The 17,392-nt window shown below is 69.5% G+C and carries 15 protein-coding genes; 9 read left to right on the top strand and 6 right to left on the bottom strand.

The window, feature by feature from the left end:
* Positions 1 to 22 precede the first annotated feature (22 nt).
* The 6 genes from ACTWPT_RS05825 to ACTWPT_RS05800 all read left to right on the top strand — a co-directional run bounded on the left by ACTWPT_RS05825 (position 23) and on the right by ACTWPT_RS05800 (position 5,740).
* Positions 23 to 1,441: a CDP-alcohol phosphatidyltransferase family protein gene (locus tag ACTWPT_RS05825; RefSeq protein WP_443176191.1), complete on the top strand. Its 1,419-nt coding sequence runs from the start codon at positions 23 to 25 to the stop codon at positions 1,439 to 1,441.
* A complete protein-coding gene (locus tag ACTWPT_RS05820) occupies positions 1,438 to 2,061 on the top strand; it encodes a DUF5941 domain-containing protein (protein ID WP_443176190.1) in 624 nt (207 codons plus the stop codon). Before ACTWPT_RS05825 ends, ACTWPT_RS05820 begins: the two co-directional genes overlap by 4 nt.
* An 87-nt stretch (positions 2,062 to 2,148) precedes the next feature.
* Positions 2,149 to 2,883 (top strand): phosphocholine cytidylyltransferase family protein, encoded by a 735-nt coding sequence (locus tag ACTWPT_RS05815; RefSeq protein WP_443176189.1) that lies wholly within the window; start codon positions 2,149 to 2,151, stop codon positions 2,881 to 2,883.
* A 28-nt stretch (positions 2,884 to 2,911) separates the two neighbouring features.
* Complete coding sequence (locus tag ACTWPT_RS05810) at positions 2,912 to 3,952, top strand: iron-containing alcohol dehydrogenase family protein (protein WP_443176292.1); 1,041 nt, start codon at positions 2,912 to 2,914, stop codon at positions 3,950 to 3,952.
* On the top strand, positions 3,930 to 4,697 hold the full coding sequence (locus ACTWPT_RS05805; protein WP_443176188.1) for a CDP-alcohol phosphatidyltransferase family protein: 768 nt from the start codon (positions 3,930 to 3,932) through the stop codon (positions 4,695 to 4,697). Before ACTWPT_RS05810 ends, ACTWPT_RS05805 begins: the two co-directional genes overlap by 23 nt.
* A gap of 158 nt (positions 4,698 to 4,855) precedes the next feature.
* Positions 4,856 to 5,740, top strand: coding sequence for a glycosyltransferase family 2 protein (locus ACTWPT_RS05800; RefSeq protein ID WP_443176291.1), 885 nt, complete (start codon positions 4,856 to 4,858; stop codon positions 5,738 to 5,740).
* 1 nt (position 5,741) lies between these two features.
* Here the strand turns inward: ACTWPT_RS05800 and ACTWPT_RS05795 are convergent, their stop codons facing one another.
* The 3 genes from ACTWPT_RS05795 to ACTWPT_RS05785 all read right to left on the bottom strand — a co-directional run bounded on the left by ACTWPT_RS05795 (position 5,742) and on the right by ACTWPT_RS05785 (position 8,820).
* A complete protein-coding gene (locus ACTWPT_RS05795; RefSeq protein ID WP_443176187.1) occupies positions 5,742 to 6,455 on the bottom strand; it encodes an acetoacetate decarboxylase family protein in 714 nt (237 codons plus the stop codon).
* 38 nt (positions 6,456 to 6,493) lie between these two features.
* Positions 6,494 to 7,408 (bottom strand): glycosyltransferase, encoded by a 915-nt coding sequence (locus tag ACTWPT_RS05790; RefSeq protein WP_443176186.1) that lies wholly within the window; start codon positions 7,406 to 7,408, stop codon positions 6,494 to 6,496.
* Positions 7,409 to 7,515: 107 nt separating this feature from the next.
* Positions 7,516 to 8,820 (bottom strand): acyltransferase family protein, encoded by a 1,305-nt coding sequence (locus ACTWPT_RS05785; protein WP_443176185.1) that lies wholly within the window; start codon positions 8,818 to 8,820, stop codon positions 7,516 to 7,518.
* A 298-nt stretch (positions 8,821 to 9,118) separates the two neighbouring features.
* On the opposite strand from ACTWPT_RS05785, the gene ACTWPT_RS05780 reads away from it, so the two are divergent.
* Positions 9,119 to 10,078 (top strand): lysylphosphatidylglycerol synthase transmembrane domain-containing protein, encoded by a 960-nt coding sequence (locus ACTWPT_RS05780; protein ID WP_443176184.1) that lies wholly within the window; start codon positions 9,119 to 9,121, stop codon positions 10,076 to 10,078.
* Here the strand turns inward: ACTWPT_RS05780 and ACTWPT_RS05775 are convergent.
* Genes ACTWPT_RS05775 through ACTWPT_RS05765 form a run of 3 tightly spaced genes read right to left on the bottom strand, consistent with a single transcriptional unit; the run spans position 9,979 to position 14,025 of the window.
* Positions 9,979 to 11,040, bottom strand: a complete 1,062-nt coding sequence (locus ACTWPT_RS05775) for a glycosyltransferase family 4 protein (protein WP_443176183.1) — start codon at positions 11,038 to 11,040, stop codon at positions 9,979 to 9,981. The two genes, ACTWPT_RS05780 and ACTWPT_RS05775, sit on opposite strands and share 100 nt — an antisense overlap.
* 4 nt (positions 11,041 to 11,044) lie before the next feature.
* Positions 11,045 to 11,974, bottom strand: coding sequence for a glycosyltransferase family 2 protein (locus tag ACTWPT_RS05770; protein ID WP_443176182.1), 930 nt, complete (start codon positions 11,972 to 11,974; stop codon positions 11,045 to 11,047).
* A 56-nt stretch (positions 11,975 to 12,030) separates the two neighbouring features.
* Positions 12,031 to 14,025 (bottom strand): ArnT family glycosyltransferase, encoded by a 1,995-nt coding sequence (locus ACTWPT_RS05765; protein ID WP_443176181.1) that lies wholly within the window; start codon positions 14,023 to 14,025, stop codon positions 12,031 to 12,033.
* Between the two features lie 118 nt (positions 14,026 to 14,143).
* Between ACTWPT_RS05765 and ACTWPT_RS05760 the strand changes: the two genes are divergently transcribed.
* Both ACTWPT_RS05760 and ACTWPT_RS05755 read left to right on the top strand, forming a co-directional pair.
* Positions 14,144 to 15,571, top strand: coding sequence for a hypothetical protein (locus ACTWPT_RS05760; protein WP_443176180.1), 1,428 nt, complete (start codon positions 14,144 to 14,146; stop codon positions 15,569 to 15,571).
* Positions 15,572 to 15,740: 169 nt separating this feature from the next.
* Entirely contained in the window at positions 15,741 to 17,366 is a 1,626-nt protein-coding gene (locus tag ACTWPT_RS05755) for an LCP family protein (protein WP_443176179.1), read from the top strand.
* The last annotated feature ends 26 nt before the right edge of the window (positions 17,367 to 17,392 follow it).

Below are 17,392 nucleotides of genomic sequence, written 5' to 3'. Positions count from 1 at the left end.
CGGCCGGGAGGAGACCCGCGCTTTGCCTGACTCGTTCACGACTCGCGAGAGCACGACCACGTCGGTCGTGCTGCTCGCCACGACCCCGGCAGCCCGGCTCTCCTGCGGGGACGGCACGCTGCTCGACCGGATCACCGGCCAGCTCGCCATGCTGCCCGTGAACGAGGTCCAGGTGGTCACCCCGGACGGCGGGCTCGGAGCCGACCTCAGGGGCGTCGCCAAGATCGCCCGGATCTCGGCGGGCGCCGTCGCCGTGCTCCCCGCCGATCTCGTGGCCCACGCCGAGGCACTGGCGCTGCTGCTGGAGCATCCGGCGCACGACACCGGTGCGCTGATCTTCCCCAACGCGATCACGGGGCCCATGCGGCCGCCCGTACGCGTCGAGGGCGGCAAGATCGTCGCCGCGGGCAGCTCCTTCCACGTCGTCCCAGAGGCGAACGCCACCTTCCGCGGCTTGCTGCAGGCCGGCGAGTCCGACCTCGGCACGCTGGCCGACATCGCCGAGGAACTGGCCGAGCTCGCCGACGCCGGCAAGCTCGGCCCCGTCACCCCGGTCGAGGCAGTGGACCTGCTGCTGGTCGGGCTGGTCAGGTCGGGCGTGCCGGTACGCGCCGCCTCGATCGGGCTGCTGCACGCCGACCGGGTGGCCGGCCAGCACGCCGCCGACACCGCCGTCGCCGCGCTGGCCGACGTGGACGAGGCCAGGGTCAGGCTCGACACCGCGGTCAAGCAGAACGACGGCTTCTTCGCCACCTTCTGCGTGTCCACCTGGTCGCGCTACTTGATCAAGCCGGCCGTCAAGCTCAAGCTCACCCCCAACACCGTCACCGGCGTCTCGGTCGCCCTGGCCCTGCTGGCGGCCGTGTGGTTCTCCGCGGGCACCCAGGGTGGGCGGCTGCTCGGGGCGCTGCTGTTCTACCTGTCGTTCGTGCTCGACTGCCTCGACGGCCAGCTGGCCCGCTACACTCGCACGTTCTCGCCGCTCGGTGCATGGGCGGACGGCATGGCGGACCGGTTCAAGGAGTACGCCGTCTACATCGGCCTGGCCGTCGGCTCCACCGACCCCGGGATCTGGCGCCTGGCCGTGGCCGCGACGATCCTGCAGATCGTCCGGCACTACATCGACTTCTCCTACGCCGGGGCCGTCGCCGACGCGGCCCGGGTCGGGGCGAGCTGGTGCCGGCCGGCGCGCTCCCTGCTGGAGTCGACCGATGCCCGGCGGGAGATCACCCTTCTCAGCCTGGGCCAGGCCCTGGGCCGCCGGGTGGTCGGCCACTGGATCAAAAAGATCATCGTGCTGCCCATCGGCGAGCGGACCGCGCTGATCGCCGTCACCGCCGCCTTCTGGAACGCCAGAGTTACGTTCCTCTCCCTGCTCTGCTGGGGCGGCGTGGCGGCCCTCTACCAGCTTGCCGGACGGATGATGAGGTCGGCGCGATGAGTCCGGTGCACATGGCCCCCGTACCCAACAGCACGGTCGTGGCCTACCGCGACGACGGGCCGCTCTCGCGGGCCATGGGACTGCTCGTGGCCGGCCAGCTGCCGCCGCTGCCGCCGGTGCTCGCGGGCACGTTCGTCACCGGCGTGCTGCTGCTGCTCGGCGTGGCGGGCACGGACGGGCTCGCGGTGTTCGCGCCGGCCGTGACGTTGCTGCTGGCCGGTCCGGGCAGCACGCATCCGCACGACGGCAGGCTCGACTGGCTCGTCCCGCCGATTCTGCGGGTCATCGAGTACACGTTCGTGGTGGCGGTCGGGTTCGCCCACGAGCTGAACCCAGTGCTGATCTTCCTGCTGCTCGGCGCGCTGGCGTTTCACCACTACGATCTGGTCTATCGGCTGCGGCAGCGCGTTTACGCGCCGTCGTGGCTGGCCACGCTGGGGCTCGGCTGGGACGGCCGGATGATGGCGGTCTCGTTGGTCGCCCTCATGGGGTCGTTGACCTTCGGTTATGTCGTGCTAGCGCTCTACCTGTGGGCGTTGTTCGGCTGGGAGAGCCTGACCTGCTGGCTGGCCGCACCCCGATCTGGGGTAGAAGCGACCGATATGGGAACGCAAGACTAACGCCGGATTACCCTCGGAGGGCCCAAAGGGAACTAACCTTTGGGCCTACGTACGTCATGCTCGACATGCTCGACTGAGGAGTGCACGTTGCTGGGAATGGTGCTGGCCGCTGGGGCCGGACGACGCCTGCGGCCGTACACCGACACGCTGCCCAAGGCGCTCGTGCCGGTCGACGGTGAAACGACGATCATGGACATCTCGCTGCGCAACCTGGCCGAGGTGGACCTGCGCGAGATCGTGATCATCGTCGGGTACGCCGCTCAGGCCGTGCACGAGCGCAAGGACGCCTTCGAGAAGAAGTACGGCGTCAAGCTCACCCTGGTGCACAACGACAAGGCCGAGGAGTGGAACAACGCCTACTCCCTGTGGTGCGCCCGCGACTACTTCTCCCAGGGCGCGCTGCTGGTCAACGGCGACACCGTGCACCCGGTCTCGGTCGAGAAGACACTCCTGTCCGCCCCCGAGACCAGCGACATCCTGCTCGCCGTCGACGACGTCAAGAAGCTCGCCGACGAGGAGATGAAGGTCACGCTCTCGCCCGACGGCTCGCTGCGGCGCATCACCAAGCTGATGGACCCGGCCGAGGCCTACGGCGAGTACATCGGCGCCACCCTGATCAGGCCGAGTGCCGGAGAGCGGCTGGCCGACGCGCTGAAGGCCACGTTCGAGCGCGACCCGCAGCTCTACTACGAGGACGGCTACCAGGAGATGGTCGAGCGCGGTGAGACGATTCACGCCGCGCCCATCGGCGAGGTCGACTGGGTCGAGGTGGACAACCACGACGACCTGGCCAAGGCCCGCACCATAGCCGTTCGCTACTGAGGGGGCGGGCATGCCGCTTCTCGCGAGGATGTTGCCGGCGCCGTTGACCATGCAGGTCAGGCGCGGCGCCGTGGCAGAGCTCGGCGCTCTGCTGGCCGACAGCCGGGTGGCGACCTCCGGCAGGGTCGCCGTGGCCGTCGGCCCAGGCCAAGGCGACCACATCGAGAGCCTGATCGCGCCGCAACTGCACGAGGCCGAGGTGTTCAGGGTGGCCGACGGGTCGGTCGACGCGGCCGTCTCGCTCGGCGCGGACCTGCGCAAAGCCGCCTACGAGGTCGTGGTGGGCGTCGGCGGCGGCAAGACGATCGACGCCACCAAATACGCCGCCTCGCTGGCCGGCATCCCCATGGTGGCGGTGGCCACCAACCTCTCCCACGACGGCATCTGCTCCCCGACGGCGTCCTTGGTGTACGAAGGCGGCAAGGGCTCGTTCGGGGTGCCGATGCCGCTGGCGATCCTGGTGGACCTGGACTTCGTGCACAGCGCCCCGAAGTCGCTGGTCAGAGCCGGAGCGGGCGATGTGGTGAGCAACCTGTCGGCCATCGAGGACTGGCAGCTCGGCAACATCGAGCGGGGCGAGCCGATCGACGGCCTGGCCTGCTCGATGGCCCGCACGTCCGCCGAGGCGCTCATCGGCCGCACCGACTCCATCGAGTCCGACGCGTTCCTGACCGTGCTGGCCGAATCCCTGATCCTGTCCGGCATGTCGATGGTGATCGCGGGCTCCTCACGGCCCGCGAGTGGTGGAGACCATGAGATCCTTCATGCCGTGGATCAGCTCTTCCCCGGCACCTCCAACCACGGCGAGCTCGCCGGCATCGGTGCCGCCTTCTGCTTCTTCCTGAGGGAGGACAAGGCACGGGTCACGCAGGTCGTCGACTGCCTGCGGCGGCACGAGCTGCCGGTCGTCCCCGCCGACATCGGGCTGAGCGAGGCGCAGTTCGCCGAGGCCGTCGCGCTGGCGCCGGCCACTCGCCCCGGCCGTTACACGATCCTGGAGCACCTGCGCATGCAGGACAACGAGATCCGCGATCGAGTGGGGGACTATGTCCGGGCCTTCGGTCGCTGAGCTGCGGCGGGTCGCCCAGCCCGCCGGTCACCTGGACCGCAGGAACGGCGAGCACTGGGCAGGCGTGCTCTACATGCGCAGGTTGTCCATCTACGTCACCTGGCTGATGGCCAAGACTCCCGTCACGCCCAACCAGCTCACCTGGCTTATGACGCTGGCCGGGATCGTGGCCGGTGTCGTGCTGGCCTTGCCTGGGCTGTGGGCCGTCGTGGTCGCCGCCCTGCTGGTGCAGGTCTACCTGCTGCTGGACTGCTCCGACGGTGAGCTGGCCCGCTGGACGGGGAAGACCTCGCTGGTCGGCGTCTACCTGGACCGCGTCGGGGCCTACTTCACCGAGGCCGCGCTGCTGGTCGGACTGGGCTGGCGGGCGTCGGCCGTCATGCCCGATTGGTATACCGTCCTCGGCGTCGCCGCCGCGCTCGGTGCCATCCTCATCAAGGCCGAGACCGACCTCGTGGAGGTGGCGCGGGCCAAGGGCGGTCTGGCGGCCGCCACCGAGGCGTCTGCGGTGCAGTTCCGCTCCGGGCTGCTGGCGCTGGGCAGGCGGGTGCTTGCGGCGACACAGTTCCATCGGATCATGCAGCCGATCGAGTTGTCGCTGCTCGCTCTGGCGGCCGCGGTCGTCGATCAGTTCACCGGCGGCCTGCCGGCCACACGGGTCCTGCTCGTCGCGTGTTTCGTAGCGGCTTGCCTACAGGTTGTTCTGCATTTGGTAAGCATCGTCGCCTCGAGGCGCCTGGCGTGATGCCATGTCGGAACCGAAAAGGGTGTGATGACCGTCGTATTGATCGGACGTCCGCCGTTCGGTGGGGGTTCATCCCCAGTTCCGATACGCTTAGCTTCACCCGTACCCAGAACAGACTCGGTGATCATGAAAGCATGCCACGACCGCCTGGTGATCTCTTGAAGATCTCGTGTGTCATTCTCACCATGGGCAACCGGGTCGCGGAGCTGAACCGGGCGGTCGAGTCTGCGCTCAACCAGATCGACGGCGACGTCGAAGTGGTGATCGTGGGCAACGGCGCCGACGTGCCCGAGGTGTCGGCCACGCCACCCGAGGGGTCCGCCGCGGTCGTGAAGTCGATCCGGCTCGACCACAACGCGGGCATCCCCGCCGGCCGTAACCGCGGCGTGGAGGAGTGCTCGGGAGACGTCGTGTTGTTCCTGGACGACGACGGCTGGTACGCCGGACAGAAGGTCGTCGCGCACGTTCGGGATCGCTTCGCCACCGAGCCGGACCTGGCGGTGATCTCCTTCCGGGTGATGGACCCCGACGGCGGCATCGGCCAGCGGCGGCACGTGCCCCGGCTGCGCGCGGGCGATCCGCAGCGCTCCTCGCCGGTCACGACCTTCCTCGGCGGCGCCTCGGCCGTCAGACGCTCGGCGTTCCTGCAGGTGGGCGGCCTGCCCGAGCGGTTCTTCTACGCTCACGAGGAGACCGACCTGGCCTGGCGGCTGCTCGGCGAGGGCTACCGGATCGAATACGACGCCGAGACGGTGATGTACCACCCGCAGGTCCCCCCGACCCGGCACGCCAACTTCTACCGGCTCAACGCCCGCAACCGCGTCTGGCTGGCCCGCCGCAACCTGCCGTGGCCGCTTGCGGTGCTCTACCTCACCAACTGGGTGGTGCTCACCCTCGTCCGCGAGCGCGGGTCGACGACGGCGCTCAAGGCGTGGTTCGCCGGGTTCGTCGAGGGGCTGCGCAGCCCGGCGGGCGAGCGGCGGCCGATGGCCTGGCGGACGGCCTGGCGCATGGTGAAGCTCGGCCGCCCCCCGATCGTCTAGCTCAGATCTCCACCGCCGCGCCGAACGTCATCGCCGCGCGCGAGACGGTCGTGGTGAACATGGCCCGCTTGGGCAGCCCCAGCTCGCTCAGCTCCTTGGCGATGGGATGGTTGCCGAGACGGATCAGCGCCCCGCCGGGCCGCATCCTCGCGCCACGGGCGCGCACGGACCAGGGGACGCGCCGCGTGACCCCGTCCTGGTGCGTGTAGGCGTCCATCGGCGCCATCGCCGCGGCGCCCGGCACAGGCATTCCCGGCTTGATCAGCATGTCGAGCACGAGCCTGTCGTCCTTACGCAGGATGCACCGTTTGTACGGCGAGCCGAGCCGCAACTCGATGTCCGCGAGCTCTTTCGGGAACCCCCAGATCGTGCGCCCCGCGTCCAGCGTGAACCGCTGGTCCACGGGCAACCAGTGCACGAAGATCCCCGCCTGACGCAGGTCGGCGAGCCCCTTGGCTCCCGTGCCGCCCGGAGGGCGGATCAGGAAGGCCATCCCGAACTCGTGATAGGTGTCGAGGTCCCCGTCGCGATAGTCGACGAACAGCAGTATGCAGACGGCCTTGCCGGGCAGCGCCTCGGCCACGTCGAGCCCTGAGTACGCGATGACCGCCCGGGCGGCGTCGGCACGCACGGGGTAGAAGGCGCTGCAGATCTCCGCGTCTCTCACCCGGACAGGCATGTCCACCGTCCGGTCCTGGATCAGATGCGATGCCATGGTCCCAGTACATCAACCCCGGGCGCGGCTTGCCATGGCTACACGGCCAGAGCGTGCGTGGCGGGCTTGCCCGCCCACGACTCGGCCTGGCGCACGAAGGCGGCCGCGTGGTCCGGCCAGTGGTGGCGAAGGCGTGCCTCGGCGTGGCCCTGGATGCCCAGCCTGACCCGCCGCGCCGAGTCCTCCTTCAGGTCCAGTACGGCGTTCAGCACGGCATCCACGTCCAGCGGCACGACCAGCCCGCAGCCGGCGCCCTCCACCAGCGTGGCCCCCTGCGGCGTGGTGATCACCGGCAGCCCGCGGCCCATGTAGTCCATGATCTTCGTCGGCACCTCGCGTACCGTGTCGTCGGCCAGTGACAGGCCGGCCAGCGCGCCCTCGGCCATGCGTAGCGCGTGCCGGTTGGGCACGTACCCGAACCAGTCGAGCAGGCCGACCCGCTGCGCGTCCCGCAGCAGCGGGCGCACGTCGCGCTCGGCCGCCCCCATGAGGTCCAGCCGGATGCCGTGGGGCACCAGGCGCTCGGCGAGGCCGATCAGCTCGTTGACGCCGCGCTCGACCGACAGCCGGCCGATGTGCACGACCCTGGTGTCGCCTGGAGGGGGAGGGCTCGGCGACACCAGGGTCGCTTCTGGCACCACCGCGGAGGTGATCACTCGGTGGCGCCGTTCGGCGCGGGCCAGTTGCCTGGGGGTGACTTCTTCGCGCATGTCCCACACGACCGGAGGACGCCGGTAGGGCATTGCGCTCAGCAGCCGGTGGTCATGGACGATCAGCAGGTCGGCGCCCTTGACGCCGCGCCTGAGCGCCGCGCGTGCTTTGCCGTACGAGGCCGAGCGCGCCACGTCCACCGCGGTGAGCCCCATGACCGGGGTCACGTTGTAATAGGTGAACGGCGCCACGTAGGTCACCTCGTGGCCCGCATCGAGCAATGCCCTGATCTGCCTGTGCATGATCCGGGCATCCTCGGGGTGATGGACTGTTGTGGCGACACATGCGCGCATGTGTCGATGCTCCGCGCCTACCAGGTCAAAGGCGTTAATGCGGGTGGAACGGTCGCTTAACTTCGAGAGGGACGGCGATAGAGCCAGACGAGGCGGGGCTCGAGCACCCACTTGAAGACCGTCCTGGTCTCCGGCAGGCACAACACGATCGCCAGGGCGAAGCAGCTGGAAGTGATCGCCAGCACGCCGAGCGGCCCGTGCAGCCACGGGAACTCCAGCCAGCCCATCTCCTTGGCGATCAGCACCGGGATGCCGTGCAGCAGATAGCAGTAGAGCGTGCGGGTGCCGAGGTCGGAGAACCACGTCTCGCCCCTGGGCACCAGCGCCAGCACGGCGAAGCACATGGCCAGCGAGCACACCAGCAGCCCGGTGCGCAGGCCGAGTCCCATGTACCAGGACAGGTCCATGTCCTGGAAGCTGTGCTTGAAGTAGAACGGGTCGAGCGGCGCCCTCGGCGCGATGTAGATCGCCACCGCGGCCGCGCCGATGATCGTGACCACCGACACGATCTTGATCCACCGCCGGTTGAGCAACTCGAAGTGCTCGGGCTGCATCACCAGGCCGATCACGAAGAACGGCAGGAGGCCGAAGAAGCGGTCCATGCTGAAGTCGCCGGAGATCTGCGAGAACCCGGCGAACAGGTAGATCGCGATCGCCACCGGGACGGGGTATTTCATCCGCTTCCACACCGGTGTGGACAACCGCCAGAACAGCAGCGCCAGCAGGTACCAGTTGAGCCACGCCGGGTCGATGATCGTCAGACTCCACTTCTGGCCCAGCGAGAAGCGCAGCGCGGCGTAGCCGACCTCGACGATGACGTAGGGGACCAGGAACGTGTCGACCAGCTTGTTGGTCTTGGCGTTGGAGTTCCAGAAGTTCCTGGACAGGTAGCCGCTGATCAGCACGAACAACGGCATGTGGAAGGTGTAGACGAAGATGTAGAGGGCCCTGGAGGAGTCTGCCGACAGCGTCGGCACCAGCGAGTGGCCGACGACCACGAGCGCGATCAGGACGAACTTGACGTTGTCGAGGAACGGGTCGCGCTTGCGCTTGGCCGGCTCCGCCTCCGCCTTGGGCTCGGGCTGCGTCAGCGGCCGCTCGTCCGTCGCGACCCGGCGCACTCGGGCACCCTCGTCCGTCCCGGCCTCCCGCGCTCCGGCCCGCTCACCACCCCCGGTGCGCTCTCCGCCCGGGTCGGTCTGGTCGTCCGGCAGGACTCCATGCGGGTCGGTCCGCTCGCTCCAGAAGGCCTCCTCGGGCAGCGGCCACCGCGCGCCCGTGTTGGCGGGCCCACCTCCCTCTTCCGGACCCGCCGAATTCGGCGTGGGCGTGGCCGGTGGAGAGAATCTGGTGTCAGACACGAGGAAGTCGCTCAGCTTCCGCTAGGGGCCGGGGAACACGACGACAACACGACGTGAATGCCACCTTGCGGTTCGGTGTCGCACTGCGTCGCCGACCCGCAACAGACTATCCCGCTCCACGGCTCCTGTCTCTCAAGGACATCCAGAATGCCCGCTTACACAGGGAACTTGGAGCGTCTGTGCCTCCCGCCACACGACCACTCGAACCTCGACGCCAAGGACGCCACACGGGGGATCCGCGACACACCCTCACCCAGGTCACATAGCAAATCAGCACAACGGTCTATAGCCTGAGCCAATGCTCCGTCGGCTGCTGCGCATCGTCCTCGCCCTGATCGCGGTCGGGTTCCTCGGGTACGGCCTGGCACGGAACTGGGAGGAGACCACCGGCGCCGTGGCCGCGATGTCGCCGTGGGCGGTGCTCGGGGCGTTCGCCGCGGTGCTACTCGGCCAGTTCTTCATGCTGGTGGCCTGGCGGGAGATCCTGGCGGGGCTCGGCACGCGGGTGCCGTTGCGGATCGCCGGGCGGATCATGTTCGTGGGCCAGCTGGGCAAGTACATCCCGGGCGCCGTGTGGGCGTACGCGGCGATGATGGACCTGGGCCGGGACCACGGCAGCCCGCCGCGGCGCACGTTCGCGACGATCTCGCTCGGCCTGGTGATCAACATCGGGGTGGCGGTCTCGATCGCGGCGGCCACGCTCTGGACGCTGGACGCGGTACGGCAGGCCTGGTATCTGGCGCTGCTCGTGCCGGTGATCGCCGTGTGCCTGCACCCCAAGGTCCTCACCTGGGGGCTCAACCTGGCGCTCCGCATCGCTCGTAAGGAGCCGCTGGAGAGCGTGCTGCCCGGCCGGACGGTGATCGTCGCGGTGGCGTGGACCACGCTCGGCTGGTTCGTCTACGGCGTGCACATCTGGCTGCTGGGCGGCCGCGCGGACCTCTACGTCATCGCGACTGGGGCCTACGCGTTCGCCTGGGCGACCGGCATCCTCACCGTCGTGGTGCCGGCCGGCGTCGGGATCAGGGAAGGTGCGCTGGTGCTCGTGCTCGGACCGGTCATCGGCACCGCGCCCGCGCTGGCGGTGGCGATCGTGTCGCGGCTGGCGTTCACGCTGGCGGATGCGACGGCCGCAGGCATCTCCTTCCTGGTCGGCCGTCAGGTCCCCAGCAGCGTCCCCGCGTACGCGGACCAGAACGGCTCGGGATCGACCGCCTTGACCCCCGACCGCAACCTCTCGGGCTCCCCAGAGGCGTAGAACCGCTCGATCGCCTCCCGCAGCGCGCCGGCGTCACCCGGCTCGAGGAGCAGCCCGTCCACGCCGTCGGTGACGTGGTCGGCCAGCGCGCCCACGCGGGTGGCGATCACCGGGACGCCGTGCTCGTGGGCGAGCCAGACGTTCTGGCTGGCGGTCGCGTTCCGGTAGGGCAGCACGAGCGCGTCGGCCGCGGCGAACAGCCTGGGCACGTCGTCGGCGGCCACGTAGCCGGGCCGCAGCTCCACCCGCTCGCCGATGCCCAGCTGGTCGATCAGCGCCTTCGTCTCGTCGAGCCCGCCCCAGAACTCGCCCGCCACGGTCAGCGAGATCCCCTCCGGCAACGCCCTGAGCAACAGGTCCAGCCCCTTGTACGGGCGGACCATGCCGAAGAACAGCAGCCGGCGGTGCACCTGCGAGGAGCGTTCGGCGGTGGTGGACGGCAGGTGCGGGGGCAGCGCCGCCACGCTGACCGGCTTGTCCGTCAACCCACCGGCCAGCCCGGCCTGCTGCTCGGAATGGGTCAGCACACCGTCGACCCGCTTGAGCAGGGCCTTCATGAGCGGCTCGTCGTAGGCCTTCCGCTCGTGCGGAAGGACGTTATGACAGAGGGCAATTGTCCTGACTTTTCGGGAAATCCCGTACAAGATCCCCATGTAGGCCGGGACCTGCACCGGGCTCAGCACGGCCAGCACCACCAGGTCGGCCGACCGCAGCCGCCGTCCGGCGGCCACCCACCCGTCCGGCCGCCGCCAGTCCAGCCTGCGTACGGTCTTCGGATAGGGCGTGCCCTCAGGCGCGGAGATCGTCTGCTGCCCCGGATAGAGGAACGACGGATACTGCGCCCGCCACGACTCGATCACCACGTCGTGCCCGAGCGCCGACAGCCGGTGCGCCAGCTCGGTGGTGTGCTGCGCCCCGCCGCCTTTGTACGGATAGGTCGGCCCGACGATCGCGATCCGCACGCGCCTACTCTCCCCGCGAGCGTACGATCAGGTCGGCCAGCAGCGCCACGGACCCGATCAGCATCCCGGACAGGAAGATCATGACGGTGTTGGCCGGGAAGTAGAACGGGTGCTGGACCATGTCCCAGACACCCTTCACGAACCCGATGCCGACCAGCCACAACGCGGGCGGCATGAGCACCTTGAGCGGGTTGAAGTACATGATCATCCGCAGCACCTGCAGGATGTAGCGGTAGGCGTCGGACACGAAGCTGAACTTCGACTTGCCGGCCCGCTTGGCGTAGTCGATCGGCAGGTAATAGATGTCGTGCTGGTTGGACAGGAACGACAGCGTGATCGTCGTCACACACGAGAACCCGGGAGGCAGCAGCCGCAGATAGGGCTTGGCCACCGACTTGCGGAAGGCTCGCAGCCCCGAGTTGAGGTCGGGGATCTTCTGACCGGCCAGCATCTCCGCGACCTTGCGGATCACGAACTTGGCGGGCACCCGCAGCAGCTTGTGCGAGCCCTCCTCGGTGGTGCGCGCGCCGACCACCTGGTCGATCGTCGGGTCCTTCTCCAGGATCTGCACCAGCTCGGGGATGCGCTCGTTGGGGTAGGTCATGTCGGCGTCGGTCCAGACCACGATCTGGCCCTTGGCCTCCTGCGACCCGATGCGCCGCACGGTGCCAGAGCCGCCGTTGCGGTGGAAGGCGCGCACGCGCAGGTGCGGATAGCTCGGCGCGGCCTCCTGCAACCTGGCCAGCGTCAGGTCGGTGGAGCAGTCGTCGACGGCCAGGAGCTCATACGTGTAGCCGCTCGAGTCCATGGCCTTCGTGATGCGCTCGACTTCGTCGATGACGTGATCCTGCTCGTTGTAGCAGGGCAGGACGATGGTGACGTAGGGCGCTTCTTCCACGGCAGGTCCACTCTTGGGGGTCTCAGGCGTGCTCACGGGGCTCGAGGTTACTCTGCCCACCTTAAGGCCAGGTCCACATCAGCCCGATCTCTTCACCGAGCCACGGCCATCCATACGTTGATCTCCATTGACCACGTCCCGTTCGGGGCGTCGATGAGCGAACGCTCGTCCTGGAGCGTGACCAGCGCCATCACGTGGTCGGCCGACCCGTACGGCGCGACCTGCCCGTCCGTGGCGGCCAGCACGACCGGGACACGACCGGCCGCGCGAACCCGCTCGATCAGGCGGCGCACCTCGGCCTCGGGCGCCGTCTCGGCCCCGGCCCTCTTCACCTCCGCCGCCGGGCGATCGCACATCCCGCGGACGAGCTGGAGGAACCGGTCGCCGGTGACCCGCTCCACGATCAGCACGGACGCGTCGGGCGGGAGCTTGGCGCACATCGCCGCCACGGCCGCCGCCTCCCCCCGCTCGACCGGTGTGAACGCGGTGCCGATCGAGGTCACTGCGGGCGGCACGAGCACGACCAGGACGGCCGCCGCCGTCACCCACCAGCGCCTGGTGCGCAGGCGGCTCAGCGCGTACGTGGCGAGCAGGATCAGCCCCGGGATCACGATGGGCACCAGGCGGCGCGCGGCCCACGGATGATCGGGGGTGATCTCGGGCCGGAGCAGCGTGGTGACCGTGGTCCAGCCGATGACCGCGAGCGGCAGCAGCCAGTCAAAGGGGGCGCCGTCGCGCAGCAGCCTGCGGACGAGCACGGCCGCCGCGATCGTGGCCAGCACCACCACGGGGAGGCCGACGTACCAGACCACCCAGTGCAGGGAGTCTTCGAAGTAGAGCCGCCGGCCGTCCACGGGCACGCCGTTGGCCCGCTGGATCGACTGGATCATCGCGTAGGTACGCCTGTCCTCGGGCGTGACCGGGGCGCGGGTCACGGTCTGGAACCACGGGCGCGCGTACAGCGCGGCCATGACCAGCACCACCAGCCCTGCCCCTGCCGCGGGCGCCCACCCGGGCAGCCGGATCCTGGCCAGCACCGGCGCGGCGGCGGTGCCGGCCAAGGTGAGCAGGAGGACCCCACCGCAGATGAACAGCAGTGGCCTGAGCGAGCCGGACAGATACGACAAGTACGGCCGGGCAAGCAGGTACGCCGCCAGCATCGCGAGCCCGGCCCCCGCTACCAGCCCGGCCGCAAGCGGCAGCCCCAGCGCCCCCTGCGGCCTGGCGGAGCTCGCGAAGCGCGAGCTCCGCCGCATCGCGATCAGCAGCCCCGCGAACGCGAGCACCGGCAGCACGTCACGCAGCCCGTCGACCCTGACCAGCACGGCCAGCCCGAACACCAGCCCCGCCAGCGACCCGCGGCCCCACCCGGGCCGGTCGAGCGCATCGTGCGCCAGCGCCAGCCCGCCGAACAGCAGGATCAGCGACGGGATCTCGCTGAACGTGGTCCGCGAGGTGTAGAGGATCGGCATGCTCATCGCGAACGTCAATGCCGCGAGCACCGCCCACCGGGCCCCGGCCAGCCGCGCCGCCACCCCGGCCACCGTGAGCACGGCCAGCCCGCCCAGCACGGCCGGCACCGCGAACGGCACGCCGAGCCAGTGGCCGGGCGCGAACATCATCGGCGCACCCGGCATGAACTGCGGCGCCAGCCCACCGTCCACGTCGTAGAACCCGACACTCTTGAAGACCAGCGAAGGATCGGCCCCGCCGAACGCCTCCGGCTGGACGGATATGGGCAGCGCGCCGTGGCCGGCGATCCAGGCGGCGTACTGCGCGTAGGTGGCCGGGTCCCGCCTGACGATCAACTGCTCGCTGTGCATGACCAGGTTGAACACGGCCGACGCCGCCGCGACCGCCACCACCCCGGCGACCTGCCACACCGTGGCCTCGACCACCTTGCCTGCCTGCCGGGTCCCCGCCCAGCACAACAGGGCGGCGGCGGGCACGCCGAGCAGCAGCGTGGGCAGCGGCGTGAACCGGCCGAGCAGCAGCAGCGGCAGCCCGGCCAGCAGCCAGCCCGCCACGGCGAGCGCGGGCGCCACCGAGAGCGCGGCGAGCACCCGGCCGGGTCGATCGAGTTCCATCGGAGAGCGAGCGTACCCAGTCCCCGTGTGCAACATCACACGGCGGCCGCTCATGGCGCGGGCGTCGTGTGACGGCCGGTAGCGTACGCGACGTGCCGAGAAGCGGGAGGATGGGCGGGTGACGTCGGTGGTTCGCGCGGCCGAGCCGGCGCTGAGCGGCCGTTGGGCCTGTGTGGCGCGGCGGCACCGGTGGTTCCTCGTGGTGCTCGCCCTCGGCACGCTGCTGCGCGCCCTGGCCATGCTGGGCTACCGCCCGGCCCTGTGGTTCCCCGACTCCTACACCTACATCGTCACGGTCTTCAAACCGCGCCCCGACCTGGTGCGACCGGCCGGCTACTCGATGTTCATCAAGCTGCTGGAGCCGTTCCACTCCTTCGCCGCGGTGGCGGTGGCGCAGCATCTGCTCGGCCTGGCCACCGGCGTGCTGATCTACCGGGTTGCCAGAAGAGCCCCCAGGTGGGCGGCGACGCTGGCCACGGTGCCCGTGCTGCTCGACGCGTACCAGGTCGAGCTGGAGCACCTGCTGGTGTCCGACACGTTGTTCATGTTCCTGGTCGTGTCCGCCGTGGCGCTGTGCACGACGCAAAAGACGAGCACGGTCGCCGCCATCGGGCTGCTCCTCGCCGCCGCCACGCTGACCAGGACCGTCGGCCAGCCGCTCATCGTGGTGTTCGCGGCCTGGTTCGTGCTGCGCAGGCGGATCGGGCACGCCGGTGTGCTGCTCGCGGCGGCCATGGTGCCGATCGTGGCCTACGGCGCCTGGTTCTACGCCACTTACCAGCGGGTCGGCCTCATCGGCGCGAACGGCGCCTTCCTGTACGCCCGGACGATGTCGTTCGCCGACTGCGCCAGGATGGACCCGCCGCCGGACCTGAAGGTCCTGTGCGACCCGCGCCCGCCCGGGCAGCGCCCGCCGTCCCAGGAGTACATCTGGGCCAAGGACGCGCCTTTGGTGCAGCTGCCGGGCATCACGTTCACGAAGGAGACCGACGACCTGGCGGCCAGGTTCGCGACGCTGGCGATCGTCAAGCAGCCGCTCGACTACGCCGCCTCCGTGCTGACCGAGCTCGGCCGCTCGTTCCGGTGGGACCGCCCGGTCTATCCGGACCCGGAGATCTACGCCTACTACCAGTTTCCCGTGACGCCACCGGGACCACCTGGCCGCTATCCCGCGCAGGTCGGTGCGGAGTATGCCAAGCTCTATGAGCAAGGTGCGATCGGCACGGAGATCGTCGAGCCCTACGCCGGATGGCTGAGGGCCTACCAGAGCATGGCGCGGCTGCCCGGCCCGCTGCTCCTGGGGGTCCTCCTGGTGCCTCCGGTAGTGGCGATCGCCCGTAGGCGCTCAGGGCGCCTCGCGGGAGCTCCGTCCTGGCCGGTGCCTTGGTCAGTGGCCATTGTGCTGCTGATCACACCGGCCGCCGCGGCGGAGTTCGACTATCGGTACGTGTTGCCGGCCGTACCTCTGGCCTGTCTTGCCGCGGCCCTGAGCATCAGGCCTGACCTGCGAAATCAGTCAGGAAGCCAGAAAGAGTTCAGCGAATGATATTCCACCTCATGTCCGGCTCTGAGTATGCTTGCCCGCGGAAACATCACGCCCGGGTCACGGTCGTTTCCGGCAGTCGTCGCACCGGACACGCGGAACGTGACCTACTCTCGTGGCGCGGAACGACCAAAGCCTGCGCAGGAGCGCGAGGGACGAGGCTAGGGGGCGTATGAGTGACTACAGGAGCGTGCCGGTAGCCGACCCGGCACAGGATCGCAGGACCGCCCCCACCCAGCCGGGCAGCAGGATGGCGCGCAGGGCGGCGGCGGCCGCGCCACCGCCACCGCCCGATGACCGGCCGCCGCGCGGCCACCGCGGTGGCGGGGGCGGCCAGGGCAAGATGCGGGCGCTGGCCTGGATCAGCATCGGCGTCACGTCGGTCATGGTGGCGGGCTCGCTGACCGCCTACACCGTGTACCGGGACGCCTTCGGCAACATCACACAGAAGCCTGTCAAGGAAGACATCATCAACCCGCGTCCCCCAGACACGGGCGCGCTCAACGTGCTGCTCGTCGGCTCCGACACCCGCGCGGGCGACGGCAACGCGAAGTACGGACAGCAGTTGGCCAGGACGGCCGACGCGGGCGGCAAGCGTACCGACACGATCATCTTGATGCACATCTCGCCCAACCGGGACAAGGCACAGCTGATCAGCTTCCCGCGCGACTCGATGGTGCAGATCCCTCGGTGCAAGAACGAGACCACCAAGCAGGAGATGCCCCCGCGCCGCGACATGATCAACTCGGCGTATAACGCCGGCGGCATCGCGTGCACGATGTCCACGATCGAAACCCTCACCGGCATCCGCATCAACCACTTCGTCGAGGTGGACTTCAGCGGCTTCAAGAAGATCGTGGATGCGCTCGGCGGCATCGAGATCTGCCTGAAGTCCGGCGTGAACGACAAAGCCTCCAAGCTGGTCCTGCCGCCGGGCAAGAGCCTGCTCAACGGCGAGAAGGCGCTCGGCTACGTGCGCCTGCGCAAATACGGTGACGGCAGCGACATCCAGCGCATCAAGCGCCAGCAGATCTTCATCAGCAAGGTCATCGCCAAGGCCACCAGCAATGATCTGCTCACGGACCCGGGCCAGCTGCGCGAATTCGTCGCGGCCGCGGGCAGCTCCGTCACCATGGACCCCGAGCTGGCCAATGACACCGAGCGGCTCATCGAGATCGCGCTGAGCGCCAAGCAGCTGACGGCGGGCGGCGTGAAGCTCACGACGGTGCCGTGGGGGCCGGACCCCGCGGACGAGAACCGCGTGGTCTGGACGGCCGACGCCGCCAAGCTGTTCACCGCGGTCAGGACCGACACCGAGGTCGCCCTCCCGGCGCCCTCGGCCAGCGCCAAGCCCAAGGTCACCGTCAAGCCGCAGCAGGTGAAGGTCCAGGTGCTCAACGGCACGAAGACCGTGGGCAAGGCCCGCGAGGTCGCCGACCAGCTCACCGAGCAGGGCTTCAACGTGGTGAGCGTGGGCAACTACGAGGCCGCGGACGGTCAGAGCCTGGCCAAGAGCGAGATCCACTACGCCAGGTCGATCGACACGGCGCCCGACTACGCCGACACGCTCGCCGGTGCGGTCCTGCCCAAGCCGGCTCCGGCGGCGGGCAAGGTGCCGACGACCAACGCGCAGGCGTATGTCCCGGCGACCGCCGCCGCGGGAGCCGCGCCGAAGAGCGGTCCGGTGATCCAGTTCGTCGTCGGCGAGGACTTCGAGTCGGTCAAGGTGACGGAGCTGCCCGACAGCGTGAAGCAGGGGACCATCACGGCCTCGCAGCAGACGAACGTGTGCACCTAACGGTATAGAGCGTTGTCCTGATCAGT

This window comes from Nonomuraea sp. 3N208, from assembly GCF_052245935.1.
Lineage (GTDB): Bacteria > Actinomycetota > Actinomycetes > Streptosporangiales > Streptosporangiaceae > Nonomuraea.
The sequence above is the reverse complement of the archived record's forward strand: the minus strand, read 5'-3'. Positions and strand labels throughout refer to the sequence as shown.

What these genes read in the sequence shown, in the direction of transcription:
- ACTWPT_RS05810 (WP_443176292.1), top strand. Translation starts at nt 2,912, where the DNA reads ATGTTGCCGGCGCCGTTGACCATGCAGGTCAGGCGCGGCGCCGTGGCA.
- ACTWPT_RS05795 (WP_443176187.1), bottom strand. Translation starts at nt 6,455, where the DNA reads ATGGCATCGCATCTGATCCAGGACCGGACGGTGGACATGCCTGTCCGG.
- ACTWPT_RS05780 (WP_443176184.1), top strand. Translation starts at nt 9,119, where the DNA reads ATGCTCCGTCGGCTGCTGCGCATCGTCCTCGCCCTGATCGCGGTCGGG.
- ACTWPT_RS05820 (WP_443176190.1), top strand. Translation starts at nt 1,438, where the DNA reads ATGAGTCCGGTGCACATGGCCCCCGTACCCAACAGCACGGTCGTGGCC.
- ACTWPT_RS05790 (WP_443176186.1), bottom strand. Translation starts at nt 7,408, where the DNA reads ATGCACAGGCAGATCAGGGCATTGCTCGATGCGGGCCACGAGGTGACC.
- ACTWPT_RS05755 (WP_443176179.1), top strand. Translation starts at nt 15,741, where the DNA reads ATGAGTGACTACAGGAGCGTGCCGGTAGCCGACCCGGCACAGGATCGC.
- ACTWPT_RS05805 (WP_443176188.1), top strand. Translation starts at nt 3,930, where the DNA reads ATGTCCGGGCCTTCGGTCGCTGAGCTGCGGCGGGTCGCCCAGCCCGCC.
- ACTWPT_RS05765 (WP_443176181.1), bottom strand. Translation starts at nt 14,025, where the DNA reads ATGGAACTCGATCGACCCGGCCGGGTGCTCGCCGCGCTCTCGGTGGCG.